General features: G+C 66.2%; 25 protein-coding genes. 12 read left to right on the forward strand and 13 right to left on the reverse strand.

Annotated features, from left to right (window positions below; genetic code table 11):
- Positions 1 to 16 precede the first annotated feature (16 nt).
- Positions 17 to 1,459, reverse strand: coding sequence for a GumC family protein (locus EG854_RS04870; RefSeq protein WP_123286588.1), 1,443 nt, complete (start codon positions 1,457 to 1,459; stop codon positions 17 to 19).
- A 121-nt stretch (positions 1,460 to 1,580) separates the two neighbouring features.
- On the opposite strand from EG854_RS04870, the gene EG854_RS04875 reads away from it, so the two are divergent.
- Positions 1,581 to 2,318: a polysaccharide biosynthesis/export family protein gene (locus EG854_RS04875; protein ID WP_123286589.1), complete on the forward strand. Its 738-nt coding sequence runs from the start codon at positions 1,581 to 1,583 to the stop codon at positions 2,316 to 2,318.
- Here EG854_RS04875 and EG854_RS04880 read toward each other — a convergent pair.
- Both EG854_RS04880 and EG854_RS04885 read right to left on the reverse strand, forming a co-directional pair.
- Positions 2,315 to 2,611, reverse strand: coding sequence for a sel1 repeat family protein (locus EG854_RS04880; RefSeq protein ID WP_420886906.1), 297 nt, complete (start codon positions 2,609 to 2,611; stop codon positions 2,315 to 2,317). The two genes, EG854_RS04875 and EG854_RS04880, sit on opposite strands and share 4 nt — an antisense overlap.
- A 192-nt stretch (positions 2,612 to 2,803) precedes the next feature.
- Positions 2,804 to 3,529 carry a glutathione S-transferase N-terminal domain-containing protein gene (locus EG854_RS04885; RefSeq protein ID WP_123286591.1) on the reverse strand — a complete coding sequence of 242 codons (726 nt, stop codon included), beginning with the start codon at positions 3,527 to 3,529 and terminating at the stop codon, positions 2,804 to 2,806.
- A 165-nt stretch (positions 3,530 to 3,694) separates the two neighbouring features.
- Between EG854_RS04885 and EG854_RS13350 the strand changes: the two genes are divergently transcribed.
- Positions 3,695 to 4,270 carry an RcnB family protein gene (locus EG854_RS13350; RefSeq protein WP_123286592.1) on the forward strand — a complete coding sequence of 192 codons (576 nt, stop codon included), beginning with the start codon at positions 3,695 to 3,697 and terminating at the stop codon, positions 4,268 to 4,270.
- 177 nt (positions 4,271 to 4,447) lie between these two features.
- Positions 4,448 to 5,341, forward strand: coding sequence for an RcnB family protein (locus tag EG854_RS13270; protein ID WP_241153136.1), 894 nt, complete (start codon positions 4,448 to 4,450; stop codon positions 5,339 to 5,341).
- A gap of 103 nt (positions 5,342 to 5,444) precedes the next feature.
- On the opposite strand, the gene gatB is transcribed toward EG854_RS13270, so the two are convergent.
- The gene (gatB, locus tag EG854_RS04905) at positions 5,445 to 6,962 is read right to left on the reverse strand and encodes an Asp-tRNA(Asn)/Glu-tRNA(Gln) amidotransferase subunit GatB (protein WP_123286595.1); all 1,518 of its coding nucleotides are present in this window, start codon (positions 6,960 to 6,962) and stop codon (positions 5,445 to 5,447) included.
- A gap of 127 nt (positions 6,963 to 7,089) precedes the next feature.
- Here gatB and EG854_RS04910 point away from each other — a divergent pair, with 127 nt between their 5' ends.
- The gene (locus tag EG854_RS04910; RefSeq protein ID WP_123286596.1) at positions 7,090 to 7,413 is read left to right on the forward strand and encodes a hypothetical protein; all 324 of its coding nucleotides are present in this window, start codon (positions 7,090 to 7,092) and stop codon (positions 7,411 to 7,413) included.
- Positions 7,414 to 7,610: 197 nt separating this feature from the next.
- Here the strand turns inward: EG854_RS04910 and EG854_RS04915 are convergent, their stop codons facing one another.
- The 4 genes from EG854_RS04915 to EG854_RS04930 form a co-directional block, all read right to left on the reverse strand.
- The gene (locus EG854_RS04915) at positions 7,611 to 8,000 is read right to left on the reverse strand and encodes a hypothetical protein (protein ID WP_164461855.1); all 390 of its coding nucleotides are present in this window, start codon (positions 7,998 to 8,000) and stop codon (positions 7,611 to 7,613) included.
- Positions 7,991 to 9,469: an Asp-tRNA(Asn)/Glu-tRNA(Gln) amidotransferase subunit GatA gene (gatA, locus tag EG854_RS04920; RefSeq protein WP_123286598.1), complete on the reverse strand. Its 1,479-nt coding sequence runs from the start codon at positions 9,467 to 9,469 to the stop codon at positions 7,991 to 7,993. The genes EG854_RS04915 and gatA overlap by 10 nt, the downstream gene beginning before the upstream one ends.
- Before the next feature lies 1 nt (position 9,470).
- Positions 9,471 to 9,758, reverse strand: a complete 288-nt coding sequence (gene gatC / locus EG854_RS04925) for an Asp-tRNA(Asn)/Glu-tRNA(Gln) amidotransferase subunit GatC (RefSeq protein WP_123286599.1) — start codon at positions 9,756 to 9,758, stop codon at positions 9,471 to 9,473.
- 94 nt (positions 9,759 to 9,852) lie between these two features.
- The gene (locus tag EG854_RS04930) at positions 9,853 to 10,416 is read right to left on the reverse strand and encodes a hypothetical protein (RefSeq protein ID WP_164461857.1); all 564 of its coding nucleotides are present in this window, start codon (positions 10,414 to 10,416) and stop codon (positions 9,853 to 9,855) included.
- 71 nt (positions 10,417 to 10,487) lie between these two features.
- Here EG854_RS04930 and ruvX point away from each other — a divergent pair, with 71 nt between their 5' ends.
- From ruvX to topA, 6 genes are all read left to right on the forward strand, one after another.
- Entirely contained in the window at positions 10,488 to 10,952 is a 465-nt protein-coding gene (gene ruvX, locus EG854_RS04935) for a Holliday junction resolvase RuvX (protein ID WP_123286601.1), read from the forward strand.
- A 51-nt stretch (positions 10,953 to 11,003) separates the two neighbouring features.
- Positions 11,004 to 11,990 carry an aspartate carbamoyltransferase catalytic subunit gene (locus tag EG854_RS04940; RefSeq protein WP_123286602.1) on the forward strand — a complete coding sequence of 329 codons (987 nt, stop codon included), beginning with the start codon at positions 11,004 to 11,006 and terminating at the stop codon, positions 11,988 to 11,990.
- Positions 11,987 to 13,273, forward strand: coding sequence for a dihydroorotase (pyrC, locus tag EG854_RS04945; RefSeq protein WP_123286603.1), 1,287 nt, complete (start codon positions 11,987 to 11,989; stop codon positions 13,271 to 13,273). The genes EG854_RS04940 and pyrC overlap by 4 nt, the downstream gene beginning before the upstream one ends.
- A 60-nt stretch (positions 13,274 to 13,333) precedes the next feature.
- A complete protein-coding gene (gene plsY / locus EG854_RS04950; RefSeq protein WP_123286604.1) occupies positions 13,334 to 13,972 on the forward strand; it encodes a glycerol-3-phosphate 1-O-acyltransferase PlsY in 639 nt (212 codons plus the stop codon).
- Entirely contained in the window at positions 13,972 to 15,054 is a 1,083-nt protein-coding gene (dprA, locus tag EG854_RS04955; protein ID WP_123286605.1) for a DNA-processing protein DprA, read from the forward strand. Before plsY ends, dprA begins: the two co-directional genes overlap by 1 nt.
- 112 nt (positions 15,055 to 15,166) lie before the next feature.
- A complete protein-coding gene (topA, locus tag EG854_RS04960) occupies positions 15,167 to 17,788 on the forward strand; it encodes a type I DNA topoisomerase (RefSeq protein ID WP_123286606.1) in 2,622 nt (873 codons plus the stop codon).
- Here topA and EG854_RS04965 read toward each other — a convergent pair.
- The gene (locus EG854_RS04965) at positions 17,775 to 18,614 is read right to left on the reverse strand and encodes an NAD(P)H-hydrate dehydratase (protein WP_123286607.1); all 840 of its coding nucleotides are present in this window, start codon (positions 18,612 to 18,614) and stop codon (positions 17,775 to 17,777) included. The genes topA and EG854_RS04965 overlap by 14 nt on opposite strands.
- A gap of 127 nt (positions 18,615 to 18,741) precedes the next feature.
- Between EG854_RS04965 and EG854_RS04970 the strand changes: the two genes are divergently transcribed.
- Positions 18,742 to 19,080 carry a P-II family nitrogen regulator gene (locus tag EG854_RS04970; protein ID WP_123286608.1) on the forward strand — a complete coding sequence of 113 codons (339 nt, stop codon included), beginning with the start codon at positions 18,742 to 18,744 and terminating at the stop codon, positions 19,078 to 19,080.
- 69 nt (positions 19,081 to 19,149) lie between these two features.
- Positions 19,150 to 20,556 (forward strand): type I glutamate--ammonia ligase, encoded by a 1,407-nt coding sequence (glnA, locus tag EG854_RS04975; RefSeq protein ID WP_123286609.1) that lies wholly within the window; start codon positions 19,150 to 19,152, stop codon positions 20,554 to 20,556.
- A gap of 69 nt (positions 20,557 to 20,625) precedes the next feature.
- On the opposite strand, the gene EG854_RS04980 is transcribed toward glnA, so the two are convergent.
- Genes EG854_RS04980 through EG854_RS04995 form a run of 4 tightly spaced genes read right to left on the reverse strand, consistent with a single transcriptional unit; the run spans position 20,626 to position 22,544 of the window.
- On the reverse strand, positions 20,626 to 20,865 hold the full coding sequence (locus tag EG854_RS04980) for a hypothetical protein (protein ID WP_123286610.1): 240 nt from the start codon (positions 20,863 to 20,865) through the stop codon (positions 20,626 to 20,628).
- A 58-nt stretch (positions 20,866 to 20,923) separates the two neighbouring features.
- Complete coding sequence (tatC, locus tag EG854_RS04985) at positions 20,924 to 21,811, reverse strand: twin-arginine translocase subunit TatC (protein WP_123286611.1); 888 nt, start codon at positions 21,809 to 21,811, stop codon at positions 20,924 to 20,926.
- Entirely contained in the window at positions 21,808 to 22,308 is a 501-nt protein-coding gene (gene tatB / locus EG854_RS04990) for a Sec-independent protein translocase protein TatB (RefSeq protein ID WP_123286612.1), read from the reverse strand. The genes tatC and tatB overlap by 4 nt, the downstream gene beginning before the upstream one ends.
- Positions 22,309 to 22,337: 29 nt before the next feature.
- A complete protein-coding gene (locus EG854_RS04995; RefSeq protein WP_123286613.1) occupies positions 22,338 to 22,544 on the reverse strand; it encodes a twin-arginine translocase TatA/TatE family subunit in 207 nt (68 codons plus the stop codon).
- Positions 22,545 to 22,592: the final 48 nt, after the last annotated feature.

Genomic DNA, 22,592 nt, shown 5'->3' on the forward strand with positions numbered 1-22,592 from the left:
TAGCACGCCCGCGCACTCATCGAGCCTTCATTGGCGCGACGGCCAGAACCGGCATGTCGAGGGTGCGCCCGACGACCTCGGCGGTGGCGAAATCGCGCCGCGAAAAGATGCGCGCAAGCCCGACGCACAGGGCGGTAAATCCGGCAAACAGGATCACCAGAGCCAGCAGGGGCAGCTTCAGGCTCTTGCCGGTCATGGGCGCGGTGGCGCGCTCGATCACGGTGACATTGTCGGCGCCAGCCTGGACAAGGGCGCTGTCAGCGCGGCTTTGCGAGGCGCGCTGCTGGAACTCGCGGATGTTGGCCGACAGAACCTCGCGTTCGCTGGACAGGGTGGCGTTCTGCGATTCGACCTGGACCAGTTCGCTCTGGCGGGCCTTGATCTGCGCCAGTTGCCCGTCGAGCGCGGCCAGCCGGGCCTGAAGCGAGTCGCGCTCGGCCTGAACGGTAATGCGGGTGGTCTCCAGCTCGGTCCAGATCGGGTTCGGACCCGTGCGCACTTCCTTGACGCCAACACCCCCGCCCGAGGCGACATAGGCCTCCAGCTGGGCAATGCGCGCCTCGATATCCCGAACCGGTTGGGAGTCCGGCAGGTATCGCGCCAGCAGGGCCTCGCGCTCGTTGCGGGCCTGAAGAATCTGGTCGCGGGCCGAGACGTTCAGGTCCTGGGACAAGGCAACCTCGGGCGGGGTGCGGGCCAGTTGGGCCTCCAGCGTCTGCAGGCGCTGGTCAGTCTGTCTCAGCAGGGCCTGGGTCGACAGCCGGTCGGCATAGACAGTCTGGTAGCTGGTCGCATAGCCGGCCTTGGCCGCCGCGAAATCGCCAATGTCGTTGGAGCGCAGGAAGGCCTGATACTCGGCATCGGCCTGGGCGAGGTCGTCCTCGAAGGCTTGCTGCTGGGCCAGATTGGCGTCCGTCGAGCGATCCGTGAACAATTCGCGGCGATAGGTCAGATAGGAATCGACGATGGCGTTCAGCACGGTGGCCGAGCGCGCGGGATCTGAACTTTCATAGCCGACGGCGATGATCGGGCTGCCCGGGGCGACCCCGATCGCCAGACCGCCCTCCAGCGCCTTCATGGCCTGGGCTTCCTGAACCGCCCGGCTGCCGCTGGCCTTGTCGCCAAGGATGGCGGCCGGGCCGAGGGACTGGATGACGCGCTGTTTGACTTCCTGGCTGCTGAGGATGGCGGCTTCCGACTGGGTCACGGCATCGCCTTCCGGGGCCTGACCGCGTTCCGCGACGCCGACGCGGGGCTGGTAGACATATTCCTGGCCCACGCCGGCGAAGATCCGCGCCTCCGCCGTATAGGTTTTTTGCAGGGTCATCACCGCCAGGGTGCCGAGCACCGCGATCACCAGAAACACCACCAGCATGATGCCGATCTGACGGAACAACAGCCCGACGATGTCCGCCAAGTCGTACCGGGGTCTGGCAGAGGTGTAGGCGGTGGAACGCATACGGGGGGAGAATCCTGTCGGTCGGGTCAGGGTGATCCTCTGCCCCGCGCGTTAACCATCGGTTACCCACGTTCACCGACAGTGCAGGGGCCATGGTCAGAATGAGTCGAGGTAAGCCCGAATGACGGTCGATCGCAGACACCTGCTTCTGCTGGGCGTGGCGCTGGGTCTGTCGGCCTGTGGGGGCAATGCGGGGCGCATGCCCTCGCCCGGGTATGGCCGGGCGGACGCCGCGACCGCACCCGGGGCCTTCCCGGACATCCCGTTTGCCGACTGGACGGATGCGGAGCCCGAATACGTTCTTTACCCCGGCGACGAGATCGAGGTCGCGACCCCGACGGCTCCGGAGCTTACCCGCACGCTGAAGGTCGGGCCGGACGGGCGGGTGTCCCTGCCCCTGATAGGTCAGGTGATGGCGGCGGACCGCACGCTGTTCGAGCTGGAATCGGATGTCAGCGCCGCGCTCTCGACCCAGCTGGTGCGCCCGGTGGTCGAAGTAACGCTGAAGCAGGCAGGGCCTGTAAGGGTCTGGGTCGACGGAGAGGTGCGCACCCCGGGCGTTTACGAGATGCTTGGCGACATTGATGCCTATCAGGCGGTCATTCAGGCGGGCGGCTTCCTGCCCACTGCAAAACTGACCCAGGTGGCCCTGATCCGTCGGGGTCCGGGCGGCCGGCGCATGATGCGGGTTCTGGACCTCAGACCGCGCCGGGGCGAGATCGTGGCGCTGCGACGCGGCGATATCCTGTTCGTGCCCCGCTCCAACCTGGGCGAGCTGGCCAATTTCTTCACCCAGATCCGCAACGCCCTGCCCGTCGGCTTTACCTATTCGATCAACGGGCAGTATCAGCAGTTCTAGGCTGCGAGGGTAGCGGTGCCGGCGTCGATCCAGCGGCGGGCCGCACGCTGGGCCTCGCTGATTTCCTCGCGGTCCATCTCCATCGACATCTCGCGGCGATAGTCGCGCGCCTCGATCGAGCCCTTCATGGCCGCCAGATTGAAGATCATGTGGGCCGAGACCCGGTCGAGGGGACAGCCCCCCTGCCCGGCCGAATACATCAGGCCCAGTTTGAACAGGGCGTCGCCGTCCATGTCCGGGGTGGGCAGCGGCAGGCCGCCCGTTTCAGCGTCTTGCGCGAGTTCTTGCGCCATCATCACCAGTCCCTCCAGCCAAGGCCTTTCTGGCCCGCCGATGGTCTGGATAAAACAGCCGCGGATTGAAGTTAGCGTTAACAGCAGAGGCGCCGACGACGACTTTTGTGTCACCAAGTCATGAATGCAAGTTACTGTATTTACTTGCTGTAAATCGATTGTTCAGAGCCGGTTTACGGTTGACGCCTCGGGCTAGGCTCGTCGGGCACGCTGGCCGAACAGCAGCTTGCGGGCCTCTTCGGCGTCCTTGCCGGCGGCAGCGAGATTGCCGCGCAGGGCGTCGCCGACCGCCCGACCAGCCTTGACCCCGGGCCTTGCGCCGACCCGCTCCATCCAGGCGGCGAGGTTGGGGAATTCGGCCAGGTCCTGGCCCTGATGCGTCGGCAGGATCCACGGCCAGATGGCCATGTCGGCGATGGAATAGTCCCCGGCGACAAACTCGCGGTCGGCCAGACGGCGATCCAGCACACCGTAAAGACGGTGGGTCTCGTCCGTATAGCGGCGGACGCCATAGGCGATCTGGCGCTGGTCCTTGATCATGGCGGGCGCGTACTGGCGGAAGTGGTGGGTCTGACCCGCCATGGGGCCAAGGCCGCCGACCTGCCAGAACAGCCACTGGTCGATCTCGGTGCGGGTGCGGACGTCCTGCGGATAGAACTGACCGGACTTCAGCCCCAGATACTGAAGAATGGCGCCGGACTCGAAGATCGAAAGGGGCTGGCCGTCCGGCCCCTCCGGGTCGATGATGGCTGGCATGCGACCGTTCGGGCTGATGGCCTGGAAGGGAGGTTCGAACTGTTCGCCCCGCCCGATGTTCACCGGCTTCATCTCATAGGGCAGCCCCATCTCCTCGAGCGCGATCGAGACCTTCCAGCCGTTCGGCGTGGGCCAGTACCAGAGTTCGATGGGTCGGGTCATGCGGAGGCCTCCTGCGGCTGGCTCCAACATCTGGGCACCTGCGAGAGCCGCCACAAGGGGCTTCCTGACCAGAGCGTTCAGGTCGGGTTCATTTCGGACCCGACAGCCTGAGCCTATCGCGGATCGGCTCCGTCGATCCACCGGACCCCTCACCGGAGTAGTGTTATGAGACACCTTGCCCGCGCGGCCGTCGTCGCGCTCACCATGGCCACCCTGGCCGCCCCCGCCATCGCCGAAGCCCAGAGCCGCCGCGACCGCGACGACCGCCGTGAGTGGCGTCAGGACCGTCGCGACGACCGCCGGGACTATCGACGGGATCGCCGCGAAGACCGGCGCGACTGGCGCAGTGATCGCCGGGATGACCGTCGCGACTGGCGCGAGGATCGTCGGGATGACCGGCGCGACTACCGTAACCATCGCCGCGCGGACCGCTGGGACCGCAACAATCGTGACTGGTGGCGCGGTCGGTCCGACTTCCGTGATTTCCGCGGACACCGCAGGGGCTACTGGTATGCGCCGGGATACGGCTATCACCGCGTCGAGCCGCGCTATTACGGCTATCGCTGGCAGCGGGGGTCGCGCCTGCCGTCGAGCTATCACCGGTATTATGTGCGGGACCCGTATTACTATGGTCTGAGGCCGGCGCCGCGCGGCTATCGCTGGGTCCATGCGGACAATGACATCCTGCTGGTGGCGCTGGCCACGGGCGTCATCGCCGACCTGGTGCTGGATATCTGGTAGGTACCCGGCAGGATTGGGCAGGAAGCCCCGCGCGGTTCGCCTCGCGGGGTTTTCTGTGTTTGAACAGCAGGCGGCAGGGCGGTCAGGTTTCGTTCACATACGGTTCAGCCTGGCCCTGCCAAGGCTAGGGACAGATCATCGATCGGGATGACAGACAGGGGCGACAAGGACATCGAGATGAAACGCACTCTTCTGGTCTTCAGTGCCCTGACGGCGTTCGCGGCTCCCGCGATTGCGCCTGCAGTCGCTCAGGCTCAACAGGCCGAGGCCCGCGAGGACCGCGGCGACCGCCGTACCGAAGCCCGGACGGAGCGACGCGAGCAGCGCCGTGAGGACCGCCAGCAACCCAGGACCGAGCGGCCGCAACCGCCGCAGGACCGTGGCGGTGGACGTCAGGACCGACGCGAGGACAGACAGGATCGGCGCGAGGATCGGCGGGATGACCGTCAGGATCGGCGCGAAGATCGTCGGGAGGATCGGCAGGACCGCCGTCCCGACACGCGCCAGGATCGCCGCGAGGATCGGCGGGACGACCGTCAGGACCGTCGCGAAGATCGTCAGGACCGCCGTCCGGATAATCGGGATGACCGTCGCGACCGCCGGGAAGACCGACGCGAGGATCGTCAGGACCGGCGAGAGGACCGCCGGGAGTGGCGTGAAGACAGGCGTGAAGACCGTTTCGAGAACCGCCGCGACCGCCGGGATTACCGCGAGTTCAGGCGCGGCTGGAACCGGGATAACTGGCGCCGCGACTGGAACCGCAGCCACCGGTCGGACTGGTGGCGCAACCACCGCTCGTTCCGCGGCTATTCGGGCGTGCGGGTCGGATTCTATTTCGCCCCGGATTACGGCTACTACTCAGTCCCGCGTCAGTACTGGAACCAGCGCTGGCACGAGGGCCAGTACCTGCCGTCGATCTTCTGGCGCTACCAGTTGAATGACTATCGCACCTACGGGCTGGGCTTCCCGCCCCAGGGCACGCGCTGGGTCTATGTCGACAACCACATCTATCTGATCGACGACTACGACGGCTACATCATCGAGGTCGTCTACGACTTCTGGCGCTGGTAGGCGTCAGGCCAAATGAGGAAGGGCCCGGAGAGCGATCTCCGGGCGCTTTTCATGTCGGCGCTCAAGCAGCTAGGTGCCGCGCACCGAGCGATAGCGCCAGGTGTCAAATACCCAGCTTGGCCTTCAGGATGTCGTTGACGGCGGCCGGGTTGGCCTTGCCGCCGGTGGCCTTCATCACCTGACCGACGAACCAGCCGAGGGCCTGGGGCTTTTCGGCGACGGCGGCGGCCTTGTCGGGGTTGGCGGCGATGATGTCGTCGATGGCCTTTTCGATCGCGCCGGTGTCGGTGACCTGTTTGAGGCCGTGCTTCTCGACGACCTCGGACGGGCTGCCTTCGCCATTCCAGACGTGGTCGAAGACTTCCTTGGCGATCTTGGAGGAGATGACATTGGTCTCGATCAGTTCGACCAGTTCGGCCACATGGGCGGCCGGCACCGGGCTCTGGTCGAAATCCAGATGGTCGGCCGCCAGGCGCGCCGACAGCTCATTGGTGACCCAGTTGGCGACCAGCTTGGCATCCCGCCGCCCTGTTCCGTTTCCTTGGGCAGCCGCCTCGAAATAGTCGGCCTTGGCCTGTTCCGAGATCAGGACGATGGCGTCGTATTGCGACAGGCCATAGTCGGCCATCAGCCGCTTGCGCTTGGCGTCGGGCAGTTCTGGCAGGGAGGCCTTGATGCTGTCGATCCAAGCCTGTTCGATTTCCAGCGGCAGCAGGTCCGGGTCGGGGAAGTAGCGGTAATCGTGCGCCTCTTCCTTGGAGCGCATCGAGCGGGTCTCGCCCTTCACCGGGTCGAACAGGCGGGTTTCCTGGGTGATCGATCCGCCATCCTCGAGGATCTCGATCTGGCGGCGGGCCTCGTACTGAATGGCCTGGCTGATGAAGCGGAAGCTGTTGACGTTCTTGATCTCGCAGCGCGTGCCCAGATGGCTGAAGTCACCCGTCGCCTTGAAGGCGTCATAGCCCCCGGCGCGGCAGACCGAGACGTTGACGTCAGCGCGCAGATTGCCCTTCTCCATGTCACCGTCGCAGGTGCCCAGATAGATCAGGATGGTGCGGATCTTCTTGACGTAGGCGACCGCCTCTTCGGGGGTGCGCAGGTCAGGGCGCGAGACGATCTCCATCAGGGCCGTACCCGACCGGTTCAGGTCGACATAGCTTTCGGTCGGCGACAGGTCGTGGATCAGCTTGCCGGCATCCTGCTCCAGGTGCAGGCGCTCGATGCCGACGTTGAAGAAACTGCCGTCCTCGGCCTCGACCTCGACCACGCCCTCGCCCACGATCGGGTGATACAGCTGGCTGATCTGATAGCCGGTCGGCAGGTCGGGATAGAAATAGTTCTTCCGGTCGAACTGGCTGAATGTGTTGATCTGCGCATTCAGGCCCAGGCCCGTGCGCACGGCCTGTTCGACGCAGAACTTGTTCAGCGTCGGCAGCATGCCGGGAAAGCCCGCATCGACCAGCGAGACCTGCTCGTTCGGCCCGGCACCAAAGCCGACGGCGGCACCCGAGAACAGCTTGGCCTTCGAGGCCACCTGGGCGTGGATCTCCAGCCCCATGACGATTTCCCAGTCGCCGGTCCGGCCCTGGATGGTTTTGGTGGTGGTCGCAGTGTCAGTCATGCCCTGCTTTTAGGACGGTGTTTGCACGGGGTGAAGGTGTTTTCGCGGGCGGGGCGGGAATCCCGTCTTGAGCCTGTCGTGAAAACGGGGTTCTCTGGGCTGGACGTTAACCTTGGAGACGCCCGCCATGTCCAAATTCATCACCGCCCTCGCCGCTGCCGCTCTTGCCACCGGCAGCCTCGCCGGCCTGACCGCCCCGGCCCACGCCACCGAAGTGTCCGCCGTGTCGGTGCGTGCCAACCCGACCATCGACAGCCCGATCAAGGATCTGCTGGCCGATCCGGACACCGCCGCCATCCTCGAAAAGCACCTGCCTGGCATCAGTGATCACCCGGCCCTGCCCCAGTTCGAGGACATGACCCTGGCCGAGGTCGCCCCCTATTCCGAAGGCGAAGTGACCGACGCGATCATCGCCGCCATCGACGCCGACATCAAAGCGCTGGAAGAGTAGTCCGGCCTCTACTCCGCTCATCCCCGCGGAAGCGGGGACCCAGCGTTCTGGCTTCATCAAGAGGCTTCGCCCTTGAGCAGTACTGGGTTCCCGCTTCCGCCGGAATGAGCGGCGAATTGGGATGAGTTTAGGGATGGCTATCCGGCCATCTGACGACTCCCAACGACCCGCACCCCTTGATCAGTCGCCGGTGCCAGTCACTTCTTTTTCCGCCCCAAGGCTACGTCGAGGTCGTCAAGAGCGTCGAACAGTTCGCTCGCAGCGTTCTGCTCGTGATAGTTGCGCCTTAGGACGTCGGCATACCGGCCAACCGCGCCAGCGTCGGCCTTGTATCTCCGCAGTTCATAGATCGCGAGCAACTGCGCGCCCAATCCGTATTTCAAGCCATTGTTGAAGATGATTTTTGCCAGCTCCTGAAGACGTTCGTCTCTTGCCCTTTTGGCGCGTTCCCATTCCGTCGTGGCATGGCGCCATGCTGCCCAAGCAAGCGCGACTAGCGACGCAATGCCAAAGAACACCGTGGCCAAAAGCGCCAGGAACGCAAGCCAATCAGACAGACTCTCGGGCGTTGACCAAATCACCACCACCGCTCCGGCTTCGCCACGAACCCGGCGGATTGCTCGAGCACATCGGCCACCTGGAACACGGTCGCCTCATCCAACGCCTTGCCGATCACCTGAAGGCCGAGGGGCAGGCCGCCGCTGTCGACTCCGGCAGGGACCGAAATACCGGGCAGGCCCGCGAGGTTGGCCGTGACGGTGAAGATGTCGTTCAGGTACATCTGGATCGGGTCGATCTCTTTGTCGCCGAGAGCAAAGGCGGCCGAGGGGGTCGAGGGGGTCAGGATGGCGTCGACCTTGTCCCAGACGGCATCGAAATCCTGGGCGATGCGGCGGCGAACCTTGAGCGCGCGGACGTAATAGGCGTCATAGAAGCCCGCCGACAGCACATAGGCGCCGATGGTCAGGCGCCGCTGGACCTCGGTTCCGAAGCCTTCGGCGCGGCTGGTCTCGTAAAGATCGGTCAGGGACTTCGCCCCGGTCGCCCGGTGGCCAAAGCGCATGCCGTCATAGCGGGCCAGGTTCGACGAGGCCTCGGCCGGGGCGATGATGTAATAGGCCGGCAGGGCGTATTTGGTGTGCGGCAGGCTGATCTCGACGATCTCGGCACCCGCGGCCTTCAGCCACTCGACGCCCTTGTCCCACAGCGCCTGAATCTCGGCCGGCATGCCGTCGACGACGTATTCCCTGGGCACGCCGATGCGCAGGCCCTTGACGCCCTTGCCGAGGCTGGCGGTCCAGTCGGGGGTTTCGACGTCGAGGCTGGTCGAGTCCTTCGGATCGAAGGAGCACATGGAGCGCAGCAGGATGGCGGCGTCCTCGACCGTCTTCGTGATCGGCCCGGCCTGATCCAGCGAGGAGGCGAAGGCGACCATGCCGAAGCGGCTGGCGCGGCCATAGGTGGGCTTGATCCCGACGGTGCCGGTGAAGGCGGCGGGCTGGCGGATCGAGCCGCCGGTGTCCGAGGCCGTGGCGGCCAGGCACAGGTCACCCGCGACGGCCGAGGCCGAGCCGCCGGAGCTGCCACCCGGCGTCAGCTCTGCGTTCGAGGTCTTTGATTTCCAAGGATTGCGAACGGGGCCAAAGGCAGAGGTCTCGTTCGACGAGCCCATGGCGAACTCGTCCATGTTGAGCTTGCCCAGCATGACCGCACCGTCGGCCCACAGATTGGCCGTGACGGTCGATTCATAGGGCGGCACGAAGCCCTTCAGCATGTTGGAGCCGGCGGTGGTCTGGACCCCGTCGGTGCAGAACAGGTCCTTGATGCCCAGCGGCGCGCCCTCCAGCGCTCCGCCCTCTCCCTTGGCCAGTCGGGCGTCGGAGGCGCGGGCCATGTCCAGCGCCTTGTCGGTCGTCTGGACGACATAGGCGTTCAGGGCCGGATTGGCGGCCTCGATATTGGTCGCGAAGGCGCGGGTGATCTCTTCCGACGAGAAGTCGCGGGCCTTGAGGCCGTCCAGCACGGCCTTGAGGGTCAGTTTGGTCAGGTCGGACATACTATTCGACCACCTTGGGCACGACGAAGAAGCCATCCGCTGACTTCGGGGCGTTGGAGAGCACTTCGGCGACCTTGTCGCCGTCGGTGACCACATCCTCGCGCAGGCGCAGGGGCTGGGCCACGTTCGAGGTCATGGGCTCGACGCCGTCGACATCGACCTCGTTCAGCTGCTCGATCCAGTCCAGGATGCCGCTCAGCTCGCGGGCCAGCGGCTCCAGCCGCTCCTCGGGGGTCTTGATACGGGCGAGATGCGCCACCTTGCGCACCGTCGCGGCGTCGATCGCCATTCCGGCCTCTCCACAACACGGGTGAACGGGCACGCGGCCCGACACGGCGGGATTAGCGGGACAGACCCGGTTTCACAAGGCGGCGGCGTGAAGCCTAGCGCGCCGGGGTGACGGTGACCGTCTCGGGCACCGCGCCGTCGGGGCCGGGCGTGAAGCTGAGGATGATGGCCGTCTGGCGGCTGCCGATCTCGCTGGTGGCCTGATCCATCACGCTTTCGCTGAGGCGCAGTTCGACCCGGCCCGCGGACACGGCCTGGATCTGGTAGTCGAGGTAGTCGCCGATGCGGAACACCCGCCAGCCCTCGGCCGGGCTGTGGTAGAAGGCGATGTAGGTATAGAGGCCGTTCATCGCCGGATCGCCGCCTGCCGTGCCGAACATCTTGGCGGTCAGATCGCCCTGATCCGGGAGATAGTCGAGCTCGACCACCGCGGCAGCGGTCTGGAGTGCGTCGTCGGTCTCGGGTTGCAGAACCACGGCCTGACCGGCCTCGACCAGGGCGCCGCCCGGCGTGGGGGCCGGGGTCGATGTCGGCGCGGTCGAAGGGTGCTCGGCGGGCGCGGGGTTGTTGAAGCCTTCCCACGCCGCCGACAGGCGATCACACCCGGCAAGCCCGCTGATCAGCAGCCCGCACGTGCCCGCAATCATGATCCGTTTCATACCCGACCTCCCGTTTCCCGCAATCAGCTTCGACCTTGCCAGCCCCGGCGGCAAGGCCTATCGCCTGCCGCGTGTCTGTCCATGCCCTGCCTGACCTTGCCGCTCACTGCCCGCCCGGCACCCCGTGGCTGGGGCTGGACCTCGGCAGCAAGACGATCGGCGTTGCCGCCTCGGACGCCACGCGCATGATCGCTTCACCGTTCGAGGTGATCCGCCGGACGAAATTCACCGACGACGCCCATGCCCTGTTCCGCCTGATGGACAGCAGGGGGGCCACGGCGCTGGTCATCGGTCTGCCGCTCAATATGGATGGGTCCGCGGGGCCGCGCGCCCAGTCCAGCCGCGCCTTTGCCCGCAATATGGACCGGCTGCGCGATATTCCGGTCGCCTTCTGGGACGAGCGGCTGTCGACTACGGCGGTCGAGCGGTTCCTGATCGACGACATGGACATGAGCCGGGCGCGGCGGGGCCAGGTGGTGGATCGCAATGCCGCCGCATGGATTCTGCAGGGCGCGCTGGACAGTCTGCGCCGCTGATCGCGGTTCGCGCTTTCGTTTTGTCGCACATGGGACTATAGCCGCCCGTCGATGGCTCGCCCTGACTCAGACCTTCTGACTGTCATTCAAGAACGGCTGAGGCCGTTCCCCCGCGACCATTTCCTGTCCGTCACCGATCTGAACGCCCAGACCGCGCGCGAGCTGCTGGATCTGGCCGACGGCTTTGTCGAGCTGAACCAGGGCTCGGCCAAGTCGCTGGACCTGATGGCCGGGCGCACGGTGGTGAACCTGTTCTTCGAGAACTCGACCCGCACGAGCGCCTCGTTCGAGATCGCCGCGCGGCGGCTGGGCGCCGATGTCATCAGCCTGAGCCCGCGCGCCTCGTCGGTGGCCAAGGGCGAGACCCTGATCGATACGGCCGCCACCCTGAATGCCATGAAGCCGGATATTCTGGTGGTCCGCCACTCGGCTTCGGGGGCCGCCGACCTGTTGTCGCAGAAGGTCGGATGCGCCGTGGTCAACGCGGGGGACGGCCGTCATGAACATCCGACCCAGGCCCTGCTGGACCTTCTGACGCTCAAGCGTGAGTTCGGCGACGTCGGCGGCCTGACCGTGGCCATCTGTGGCGACGTGGCCCACAGCCGGGTGGCGCGATCGAATGTGGCCCTGCTGTCGATGATGGGGGCGCGGGTGCGGCTGGTCGGACCGCCGACGCTGGTGCCGGGCGATGCCGACCGGTGGGGCTGCGAGGTGTTCCACGACATGCGTCAGGGGCTGGAAGGCTGTGACGTGGTCATGATGCTGCGCCTGCAGCTGGAGAGGATGCAGGGGGCCCTGGTCCCCTCCACGCGGGAATACTACCGGTTCTGGGGGCTGGACCGCGAGAAGCTGAAGGTCGCAGCGCCCGGCGTGCGGGTGATGCACCCCGGCCCGATGAACCGCGGCGTCGAGATCGACTCCGACATCGCCGACGATCCGGTGATCTCGCTGATCCAGACCCAGGTCGAGATGGGGGTCTCGGCTCGCATGGCCGTGCTGGCGGGGCTGTCCCTGCGCCGCGAGGGGGCCGGACTGTGAGCGCGCCCGTCTGGATCGTGAACGCCCGGCTGCTGGACCCGACCAGCGAATACGACGGCCCCGGAGCCGTGCGGGTCGAGGACGGCCGGATTGCCGACGTGGTCCGGAGCGCCGCCTTTGTCCCCTTCGACGATAGGGAGACGATTGACGCGGGTGGCCTGTGCCTGTCGCCCGGCCTGATCGACATTCGTGTGAAGACCGGTGAACCGGGGGCCGAGCCAAAGGAAACGCTGAAGTCTGCGGCACTGTCTGCGGCCGCCGGGGGCGTGACCACACTGGTGATCCAGCCGGACACGGCGCCGGCGGTCGACGATCCCGCCATGGTCGACTTCATCCAGCGACGGGGGGCGGCGCTGGGGCTGGTCAACATCCTGACCGCAGGGGCGGCGACGCAGGGCTGTGAAGGCAAGCTGATGGCCGAGATCGGCCTGATGCAGGAGGCCGGGGCTCTCTATTTCACCGACGTCGATCAGGTCATCGCCGACAGCGGGACGCTGATGCGGGTGATGGCCTATGCGACGGCCTTCAATGCCCTGATCGCCTGCCGCCCCCACGACCCGTGGCTGTCGAAGGGCGCTGTCGCCACCTCGGGCGAGCTGGCCACCCGGCTGGGTCTGTCGTCGGTGCCGGCGATTGCCGAGCGCATGCAGATGGAGCGCGATCTGGCGCTGGTCGAACAGACCGGTGTGCGCTTCCTCGTCGACCAGATTTCGACCGCGGGCGCGCTGGAGACGCTGGACCGGGCTCGCCTGCGCGGGCTGGAGGTCGCGGCCAGTGTCTCGATCAACCATCTGCGCTTCAACGAGGTCGACATCGGCGACTATCGGACCTTCTACCGGATGGACCCGCCGCTGCGCGACGAGAACGACCGGCTGGCCCTGATCGAGGCGGTGCGCGACGGGCGGATCGATGTGATCACATCGGCCCACTCGCCGGCGCCGGCCGAGGACAAGCGCCGTCCGTTCGCCGAGGCGACGCCGGGGGCGGTGGGCCTGCAGACCCTGCTGCCCGCCGCGCTGGGACTGCACCATGAAGATGACCTGCCGCTGCTGGATGTGCTGAGGCCGATGACTGTCGGCCCCGCCGAGCTTCTGGGACTGGCCGCCGGGCGACTGGCGACGGGCGCGCCCGCCGACCTGATCCTGTTCGACCCCGACGCGCCAGTGGTCATCGACGCCGACGCCCTGCGTTCCAAGTCCAAGAACTCGCCCTTCGACAATCGCCGCCTTCAGGGACGGGTGGAGCGGACCTGGGTCGGGGGACGGTCGATCTTCTCGGCCTGACTTGCAGCCCTGCGGCCGAAGCCTCATCGTCAGGGTCTGGACTGAGGGAGGCCGAATCAGGTGCAGGATCTGGCAGGAATCGCGGTGCTGACGCTGCTGATGGCTGCGCTGGGCGGCTATCTGGTGGGCTCCATTCCGTTCGGCGTGCTGCTGACCCGGGCCGCCGGAGCGGGCGACGTCCGCAACATCGGCTCGGGCAATATTGGCGCCACCAATGTACTGCGCACCGGGCGCAAGGACCTGGCGCTGGCCACCCTGTTGCTGGATGCCGGAAAGGGCGCTGCGGCCCTGCTGATCGCGCGGGCAGTCACCGACAGTGATGCTGTGGCGGCCATCGCGGGTGGCGCGGCCTTCCTTGGCCATCTCTATCCCGTGTGGCTGGGCTTCAAGGGCGGCAAGGGCGTTGCGACCTTCTTTGGCCTGATGCTGGCGGCGGCCTGGCCGCTGGGGCTGGTCGCGGCGGCGGTCTGGCTGCTTACCGCAGCCGTGTTTCGGGTGTCGTCCCTGTCCGCCCTGATCGCCACGCTCGTTACTCCCGTGCTGGCCCTGATGCCCATTGCCGCCCTGAACCTGCCGACCTCGAACAGCGTCTTCCTGCTGGCGCTGGCGGCGATGACGCTGATCTGGCTGCGCCACTTCGACAACATCATCCGGCTGATCAAGGGCAAGGAACCCCGCATCGGCGCGAAGTCTGCCTGATGGCGCTGGAGGCAGCCGAACGGATCGCCCGGCTGCAACTGGCCCGCAGCGAGCGGATCGGGCCTGTCACCTTTGCCCAGTTGATCGCGAGATATGGTAGCGCGCAGGCGGCCCTCGACGCCCTGCCCGGCGTCATCCGCAAGGCCGGCGGCGCAGCCTATACTGCTGCCCCTCGTGACCAGATCGAGGCGGAGATCGCGAGCGGTGAGGCCCTCGGCGCGAGGCTGGTGGTCATCGGCGACGCCGACTATCCGGAGACGCTTGCCGCAGTTGACCCCGCCCCACCGGTGCTGTGGGCCAGAGGGAGCCTGGACAGCCTTCGGAAGGACGCCGTAGCCATTGTCGGCGCGCGCATCGCCTCGGCCGGGGGGCAGCGGATCGCCCGGGGGCTGGCGTCACAACTGGGCGAGGCGGGGATGACCGTTGTCTCGGGACTGGCTCGGGGCATCGATGCCGCCGCGCACTGGGGATCCCTGTCGACAGGCACGGTGGCCGTGCTGGGGGGTGGCGTCGATGATGTCTATCCGTCGGACAATCAGGACCTGTACGAGCGGATTGTGGCCGAGGGCTGCGTCCTGTCGGAGAGCCCGCCGGGCACCCGGGCCCAGGCCCGCGACTTTCCAAGGCGCAACCGGATCATCTCCGGCCTGTCGCGCGGGGTGATCGTCGTCGAGGCCGAGATCCGTTCAGGCTCCCTGATCACCGCGCGGCTGGCCGCCGAACAGGGACGAGAGGTGTTCGCCGTCCCCGGATCGCCCCTGGATCCCCGATCACGCGGCCCCAACGCCCTGCTCCGCGACGGTGCGACCCTGTGCGAACGGGTCGAGGATGTGCTGGACGCGCTCGGCACCCTGCGAGCCGCCCGGATCAAGGCCCCGACACCGGCTGCCGTCGAGATTTCCACCGACCTCGACAATGCTACCCTGGGGGCCGTCGAGGCCTTGCTATCCCCCACTCCGACCCCCCGCGATGATCTGGCACGCTCGCTGGGACTGCCGGTCGCTGTGGTGTCCGGGACCCTGCTGGAGCTCAGTCTGGTCGGCCGGGCCCGCCTGCTCCCGGGCGGACTGGCGTCGCGCTGACTCGGGTTTTCCGGACTGGCGATTGACACGGGACGAGAGGCGAACCACGTTCCCCGGCCTTCTTCTCCGGCCCGAACCCTGGGCCCCTCCCCCCGAAAAGCGCCACGCCCGTATGAATCTCGTCATTGTCGAAAGCCCGGCCAAGGCCAAGACCATCAACAAATATCTGGGTCCCGACTTCGAGGTTCTGGCCTCCTATGGCCACGTCCGCGACCTGCCCTCCAAGGACGGCTCGGTCCTGCCCGACGAAGACTTCGCCATGTCGTGGGAGGTCGATGCCCGGGGTGCCAAACGCCTGTCCGAGATCGCCGAAGCGGCCAAGCGCGCCGACCGCGTCATACTAGCGACTGACCCCGACCGTGAGGGGGAAGCGATCAGCTGGCACGTGCTGGAGGTGCTGCAGAAGAAGAAGGCGCTGAAGGACACCCAGGTCGAACGGGTCACCTTCAACGCCATCACCAAGGCCGCCGTGCTCGAGGCCATGGCCAATCCGCGTCAGCTGGATATGGAGCTGGTCGAGGCCTATCTGGCCCGCCGCGCGCTGGACTATCTGGTCGGGTTCACCCTGTCGCCGGTGCTGTGGCGCAAGCTGCCCGGCGCGCGCTCGGCCGGTCGGGTGCAGTCGGTGGCGCTGCGGATCGTCGTTGACCGCGAGTTGGAGATCGAGAGCTTCAGGCCGCAGGAATATTGGTCGATCGAGGCCGATCTGACGGCGGATAGCCCGCCTTTCACCACCCGGCTGGTCAAACACGCGGGCAAGCGGGTGCAGCGGCTGGACATCAAGGACGAGGCGACGGCGACGGCCGCGCGCGCGGCCATCCAGGCCGGTCAATTCACGATCCGCTCGATCGAGAAGAAGCCGGTCAAGCGTAACCCCTCGCCCCCCTTCACCACCTCGACCCTGCAGCAGGAAGCCTCGCGCAAGCTCGGCTTCACGGCGCAGCGCACCATGCAGGCGGCGCAAAAGCTGTACGAAGGCGTCGACGATACGGGCGGCCTGATCACCTATATGCGGACCGATGGCGTGTCGGTCAGCCCCGAGGGCATCGCCCAGGCCCGCGAAGTGATCGCCGAACGGTTCGGCCCCGCCTATGTCCCGTCCGAGCCGCGCTACTACAAGGTCAAGGCCAAGAACGCCCAGGAGGCGCACGAGGCCATCCGCCCGACCAATATCGCGCGCCATCCGGACTCGGTGCGTCTCGATGACGACCTGCGGCGCCTGTATGAGCTGATCTGGAAGCGTATGGTCGCCAGCCAGATGGAGGCGGCCCGCATGGACCGCACCACGGTCGAGATTGAGGAGCCCTCGGGCCAGACCGGCCTGCGCGCCACGGGCCAGGTCGTGACCTTCGACGGCTTCATCGCCGCCTATGAAGAAGGCCGTGACGACAAGCCCCGCGCCGGGTCGTCGGACGACGACGAGGATGACGCGACCCGCCTGCCCGCCCTGAAGGAAGGCGCTGTGGCCAAGGTCGAGGCCATCCGCACAGACCAGCATTTCACCGAACCGCCGCCGCGCTATTCCGAAGCGACCCTCGTCAAGAAGCTGGAGGAGTTGGGCATCGGTCGCCCCTCGACCTATGCCTCGATCCTGACCACCCTGCGGGATCGCGAATACGTCCGCATGGACAAGAACCGCTTCTATCCCGAGGACAACGGGCGTCTGGTCACGGCTTTTCTGGAGCAGTTCTTCGGCCAATGGGTCGAGTATGACTTTACCGCCGCGCTCGAAAACGAACTGGACGAGGTCTCGGCCGGCCAGATGGACTGGAAGGCCCTGCTGCGGGATTTCTGGGCCAAGCTGAAGCCCGCGACCGCCGTGGTGCTGGAGCGTCAGGGCGTCATCGACGAGTTGGACTCGGCCATCGGGCCGTTCCTGTTCCCCGAGAAGGACGACGGGACCGACGCGCGCCTGTGCCCGCTGTGCAAGTCCGGGCGGCTGCATCTGAAGGCCAGCTTCAAGATGAAGTCCTCCTTCATCGGCTGCTCGAACTATCCGGAGTGCCGCTACACCCGGGGCTTTGGTGCCGGAGCCAATGCCGCGGGTTCGGCGGACGGCGGCGACCGCGACCTGGGCATCGATCCGGACACGGGCCAACCCGTCCAGCTGAAGATCGGCCGCTTCGGGCCCTACGTGGAGACCACCCCGCCCGAGGCTGAAAAACCGAAACGGTCCTCCCTGCCCAAGGGGTGGAGCCCGGCGACGCTGACGCTGGAACAGGCTCTCACGCTGCTGGCCTTGCCGCGTCAGGTCGGAGCACACCCCGAGGACGGCAAGCCGATCACGGCCGGGCTGGGTCGCTATGGGCCCTTCGTTCTGCACGACGGCGTCTATGCCAATCTGCCGGACATCGAGGAGGTGTTCGAGGTCGGTCTGAACCGCGCCGTCGCCCTTCTGGCCGAGAAGAAAGCCTCGCGCGGGGCCCGGGGCCAGACGGCACCGCTGAAGGAGCTGGGGGCCCATCCCGAGAGCGGTGACCCGATCCAGGTGATGGCCGGTCGGTTTGGCCCCTACGTCAAATGCGGCAAGATCAACGCCACCCTGCCCAAGGGAACGGCGCCCGAAGACCTGACGCTGGAGGCGGCCCTCGAACTGGTCGCGGCCAAGGCGGCGGCGGGCGGCAAGGGCAAGAAGGCGCCCGCCAAGAAAGCAGCGGCCAAGAAAGCTCCGGCGAAGAAGGCGGCAGCCAGGAAGGCCCCGGCCAAGTCCAAGGCCAAGTCTAAGACGGCCTGAGGTCTTTCGGCGCCAGACCGGCGAGGATACCGGGAATGAGATCCGGCAGGTCCTCGGCGATCAGGCCGGGGCCGAAGCGGCGCGCAGCTTCGGCGTGGATCCACGCTGCCGCGCAGGCGGCGTCAAAACTGTCCATGTGCTGGGCCGCCAGTCCGCCGATCATGCCCGCCAGCACATCGCCGGTGCCCGCCGTCGCCAGCCAGGGCGAACCGTTCGGGTTGACGGCAACGCGCCCGTCGGGCGCCGCGATGACGGTCTCATGACCTTTCAGCAGCACGACGGCATCGGCCCGCACCGAGGCCTGAGCGGCCGCTTCGGTCGAGGGCAGATCGGCCAGATCCGGAAACAGGCGCACGAACTCTCCCCCGTGCGGGGTCAGCACATCATCGCGGTCCAGCAAGGCGAACAGATCATCAGGGTGGCTTTCAAACACGCTGAGCGCATCGGCATCGACGACGAGCACGGCACCGGTTCTGGCCAATGCATGCAGATTGCCGACCGTTTCCTCTCCCATCCCCGCAGCCGGGCCGATCACCACGGCATCAACCTCCCTGAGGCGGTGACCCAGATCGTCGGCGCCGTCGAAGGGTTCCACCATCACTGCCTCCAAAGAGGCTGCCAGCACCGGGATGGCTGCGGGCGACGCCATGACCCGGACCAGACCCGCACCAATCCGAAGCGCTGCCCGCGCCGCCAGACGGGCCGCTCCGGTGCGGTGCGCCGGGCCCGAGACCACGGCCAGTCGCCCGCGCGCATGCTTGTGGGTGTCCGCCTCGGACCAGGGCAGACGGCTTCTCCAGTCTCCGGCTTCAGGTAGGACAGTCATGACGCCTCCGTTCACGGATGATGATAATTATCAAAAGGGCCTTGCCTTATGGTGCAATGCAATGTCCCATTGCGGTCCGAGTGCACAGACCAATTCCGGGCCAATTCCGGGTCGCCTCGGGGACGCCATGAAAAAGATCGAAGCCGTCATCAAGCCGTTCAAGCTGGATGAAGTCAAAGAGGCACTGCAGGACGTCGGGGTCCAGGGGATGACCGTCCTCGAGGCCAAGGGCTATGGCCGCCAGAAGGGGCATTCCGAACTGTACCGTGGCGCCGAATACGTCATCGACTTCCTGCCCAAGATCAAGATCGAGGTGGTCGTCAGCGATGACCTGGCCCCGGCTGTGATCGAAGCCATCCAGACATCGGCCCGCACGGGCAAGATTGGCGATGGCAAGATCTTCGTCTCGGACGTCCAGGACGTCATCCGTATCCGCACCGGCGAAACCGGTGCCCAGGCCGTCTGACCCTTTCACCGACCGTCCCTCGCGGACGGTCTTTCTGTTCTCCTCCCCCAGCCACAGGATACGAAATCCATGAGCGTCAAGGCCATCCTTCAGGACATCAAGGACAAGGACGTCAAATACGTCGACCTTCGCTTCACCGACACCAAGGGCCGACTTCAGCATGTGACCTTTGATATCGACCTGGTCGATGACGAGTTCCTTGAGGAAGGCACCATGTTCGACGGCTCGTCGATTGCCGGCTGGAAGGCGATCAATGAGTCCGACATGCTGCTCAAGCCGGATCTCGACACCGCCTATATCGACCCCTTCTACCAGCACACCACCCTGTTCCTGTTCTGCGATGTGCTGAACCCCGACACCAACGAGCCCTACAACCGCGACAGCCGCTCGATGGCCAAGAAGGCGCTGGCCTTCGTCCAGTCCGCCGGCGTGGGCGACAAGGTCTATTTCGGTCCCGAGGCCGAGTTCTTCATCTTCGACGATGTCCGCTGGTCCACCCAGGCCCACGACACGGGCTACACCTATGACTCGCTGGAACTGCCGGCCAACACGGGCTCGGAATACAGCGAAGGCAATATGGGCCACCGCCCGGGTGCCAAGGGCGGCTATTTCCCCGTCAATCCGGTCGACTCCGGCCAGGACCTGCGCGCGGAAATGCTGTCGGTGATGAAAGATATGGGCCTCAACCCCGAAAAACATCACCACGAAGTGGCCCCGGCCCAGCACGAACTGGGCCTGAAGTTCGCCGAGCTGGTGACCATGGCCGACCGGTTGCAGCTGTACAAATACGTGATCCACAACGTCGCCGCCGCCTATGGCAAGTCGGCCACCTTCATGGCCAAGCCTATGTTCGGCGACAACGGCTCGGGCATGCACGTGCACCAGTCGATCTGGAAGGACGGCAAGCCCCAGTTCGCCGGTGACAAATACGCCGGTCTGTCGGACATGTGCCTGTGGTACATCGGCGGCATCATCAAGCACGCCAAGGCGATCAACGCCTTCGCCAACTCGACGACCAACAGCTACAAGCGCCTGGTCCCGGGCTATGAAGCCCCGGTCAAGCTGGCCTATTCGGCCCGCAACCGCTCGGCCTCGATCCGTATTCCGTGGGTCAGCTCGCCCAAGGCCAAGCGTATCGAAGCCCGCTTCCCCGATCCGATGGGCAACCCTTATCTGACCTTCACCGCCCTGCTGATGGCGGGCCTCGACGGTATCGAGAACCGCATCGATCCGGGCGCCCCGGCCGACAAGAACCTCTACGACCTGCCGCCGGAAGAGCGCGGCAACATCCCCGAGGTCTGCGGCAGCCTGAAGGAGGCCCTGGACGCGCTCGACAAGGACCGCGCCTTCCTTAAGAAGGGCGGCGTCATGGATGACGACTTCATCGACAGCTACATCGAGCTGAAGATGGAAGAGGTGATGCGCCTGCAGCTGCATCCCCACCCCGTCGAGTTCGACATGTACTATAGCTGTTGATCAGCAGGCTGAATTGACGACGGCCCCGGCGAGCGATCACCGGGGCCGTTTTCATGTCTGGAGACCGACCTAGCGGTTGGTCGTTTCGACCTCGATACCGTCCGAACCGGCGCGGACGGTGGTAGAGTCCCCGGCCTCGCGTTCGACCACGACCGGGGGCGGCGCTTCACGCTCTACGACGACCGGCACTTCCTGGACGACCGTGCGGGTTTCAGGCTCCGGGGCCGGTTCGGGCTCGGCGGGGGAGCAGGCGACGGCACCGGCCATCAGGGTCGCGGAAGCCATCAGGCTGAAGGTAAGGCGGGACATGGGCGTCTCCTGTCGTGAAAGGTCCACGACTAACGGCCCCGCTTGGTTCCGGTTCCGGTCAGGCGGTCAGGCCGTCCTCGACATCGCGCTTGCGTCGACGCATCTCGATCAGCCGCACACACCAGATCGAGACCTCGTAGAGCAGCACCAGCGGGATCCCCAGCATGATCTGGCTGAGCGGGTCGGGCGGCGTGACAAAGGCGGCGACCACGGCGATGGCGACGATGGCGTATTTGCGCCCCTTGGCGAGGGCGCTGGAGCTGACAATCCCGGCCATGCCCAGCAGGGTCATGACCACCGGAAGCTGGAAGCAGAGGCCAAAGGCCAGCAACAGGGCCATCACCAGGTTCAGATAGTCGGAAACGCGCGGCAGCAGCTCGGCCGATATACCGCCGCCGGTCACCTGCTGGCCCAGCGAGAACAGCATCACGAAGGGCAGCATGACGTAATAGACCATCGCCGCGCCGAGCAGGAACAGCATCGGGGCGGCGACCAGGAAGGGCAGAAAGGCGCCCTTCTCGTTGCGATAGAGGCCGGGTGCCACGAACCGGTAGACCTGAAAGGCCAGCACCGGGAATGTGACCACAACCGCGCCGAAGGCCGCCAGCTTCATCTTGGTGATCAGGAATTCGAGCGGCGCCGTGAAGATCAGATTCACGGTCTCGCCGTCACCCCGGGGCACGGGGACCAGCCCGGCCGTCCCGAGGATCAGGTCGAACGGTGACACACTGCCGCCGGGCCCGGCGGCCTCGCGGAACTGGGCCGCCACAGCGAAGGGCTGGACCAGAAAGACATAGATGGGGTCGGCGACGATGAAACAGCCGATGAAGCCGACGACGAACGCCACGACACAGACCACCAGCCGCCCGCGCAACTCGATCAGATGATCCATCAGGGGAGCGCGGGACGATTCGATCTCGTCTTCGTCGCGATCAGGACGGCTCACAGGTCCACCGCCTTCTTGCGGGTGACCTTGGCCCGGGTCGGGGTGGCCGCCTTCGTTGCGGGAGATTTGGCGGCCTTCGCCCGGGGCTTGCGGGCCGCCTTGGGCTTGGTGGCGGCCCCGGACGCTTTCGCTTCAGGCTTCGGAAGAGCTTCTGGCTTCGCCTCCGGAACCGGCGTCGGCACGGACGGCGGGACAGCCAGCGGTTCCTTCAGGCTCTTGTCGATGTCGCGGAAGGCTTCCTCGGCCTCGGCGCCCAGCGGCACGGCCTGGGCGTTGCGCAGGGCCTCGACCTCCTTGCGCAGTTCGTCCAACTCGGCCTGCCGGGCCATTTCGTCAAAGCTGGAGCGGAACTCGGAGGCCATGGCCCGGGCCCGAGCCAGAAACTGGCCCACCTTGCGCATCATCAAGGGCAGGTCCTTAGGGCCGACCACGATCAGGGCCAGCAAACCGATTACAAGGATTTCCAGCCCGCCGATGCCGGGACCCAGACCACCCATGGATCACACGCTTCCGTTCTGAAGGACGTTCAGTGCTTCAGATCTTCTTTTTCAGCATCGGTGCGGGGCAGAACGCTCTCACCGGTCGACTTGTCGTCTTCACCCTTCAGGCCTTCGCGGAATGCGCGGATGCCCTTGGCGGCATCGCCCATCAGGCCGGAAATCTTGCCGCGTCCCCCGAACAGCAGGAGGGCCAGAGCAGCGATAAGAAGAATTTGCCAGATGCCGGGCTGCATGATTCCACGTCTCAACACGAAGGGCGGCGGGATTGCCGATGATCTTTG

This window comes from Brevundimonas halotolerans (assembly GCF_003730275.1).
GTDB classification, from domain to species: Bacteria; Pseudomonadota; Alphaproteobacteria; order Caulobacterales; family Caulobacteraceae; genus Brevundimonas; species Brevundimonas halotolerans.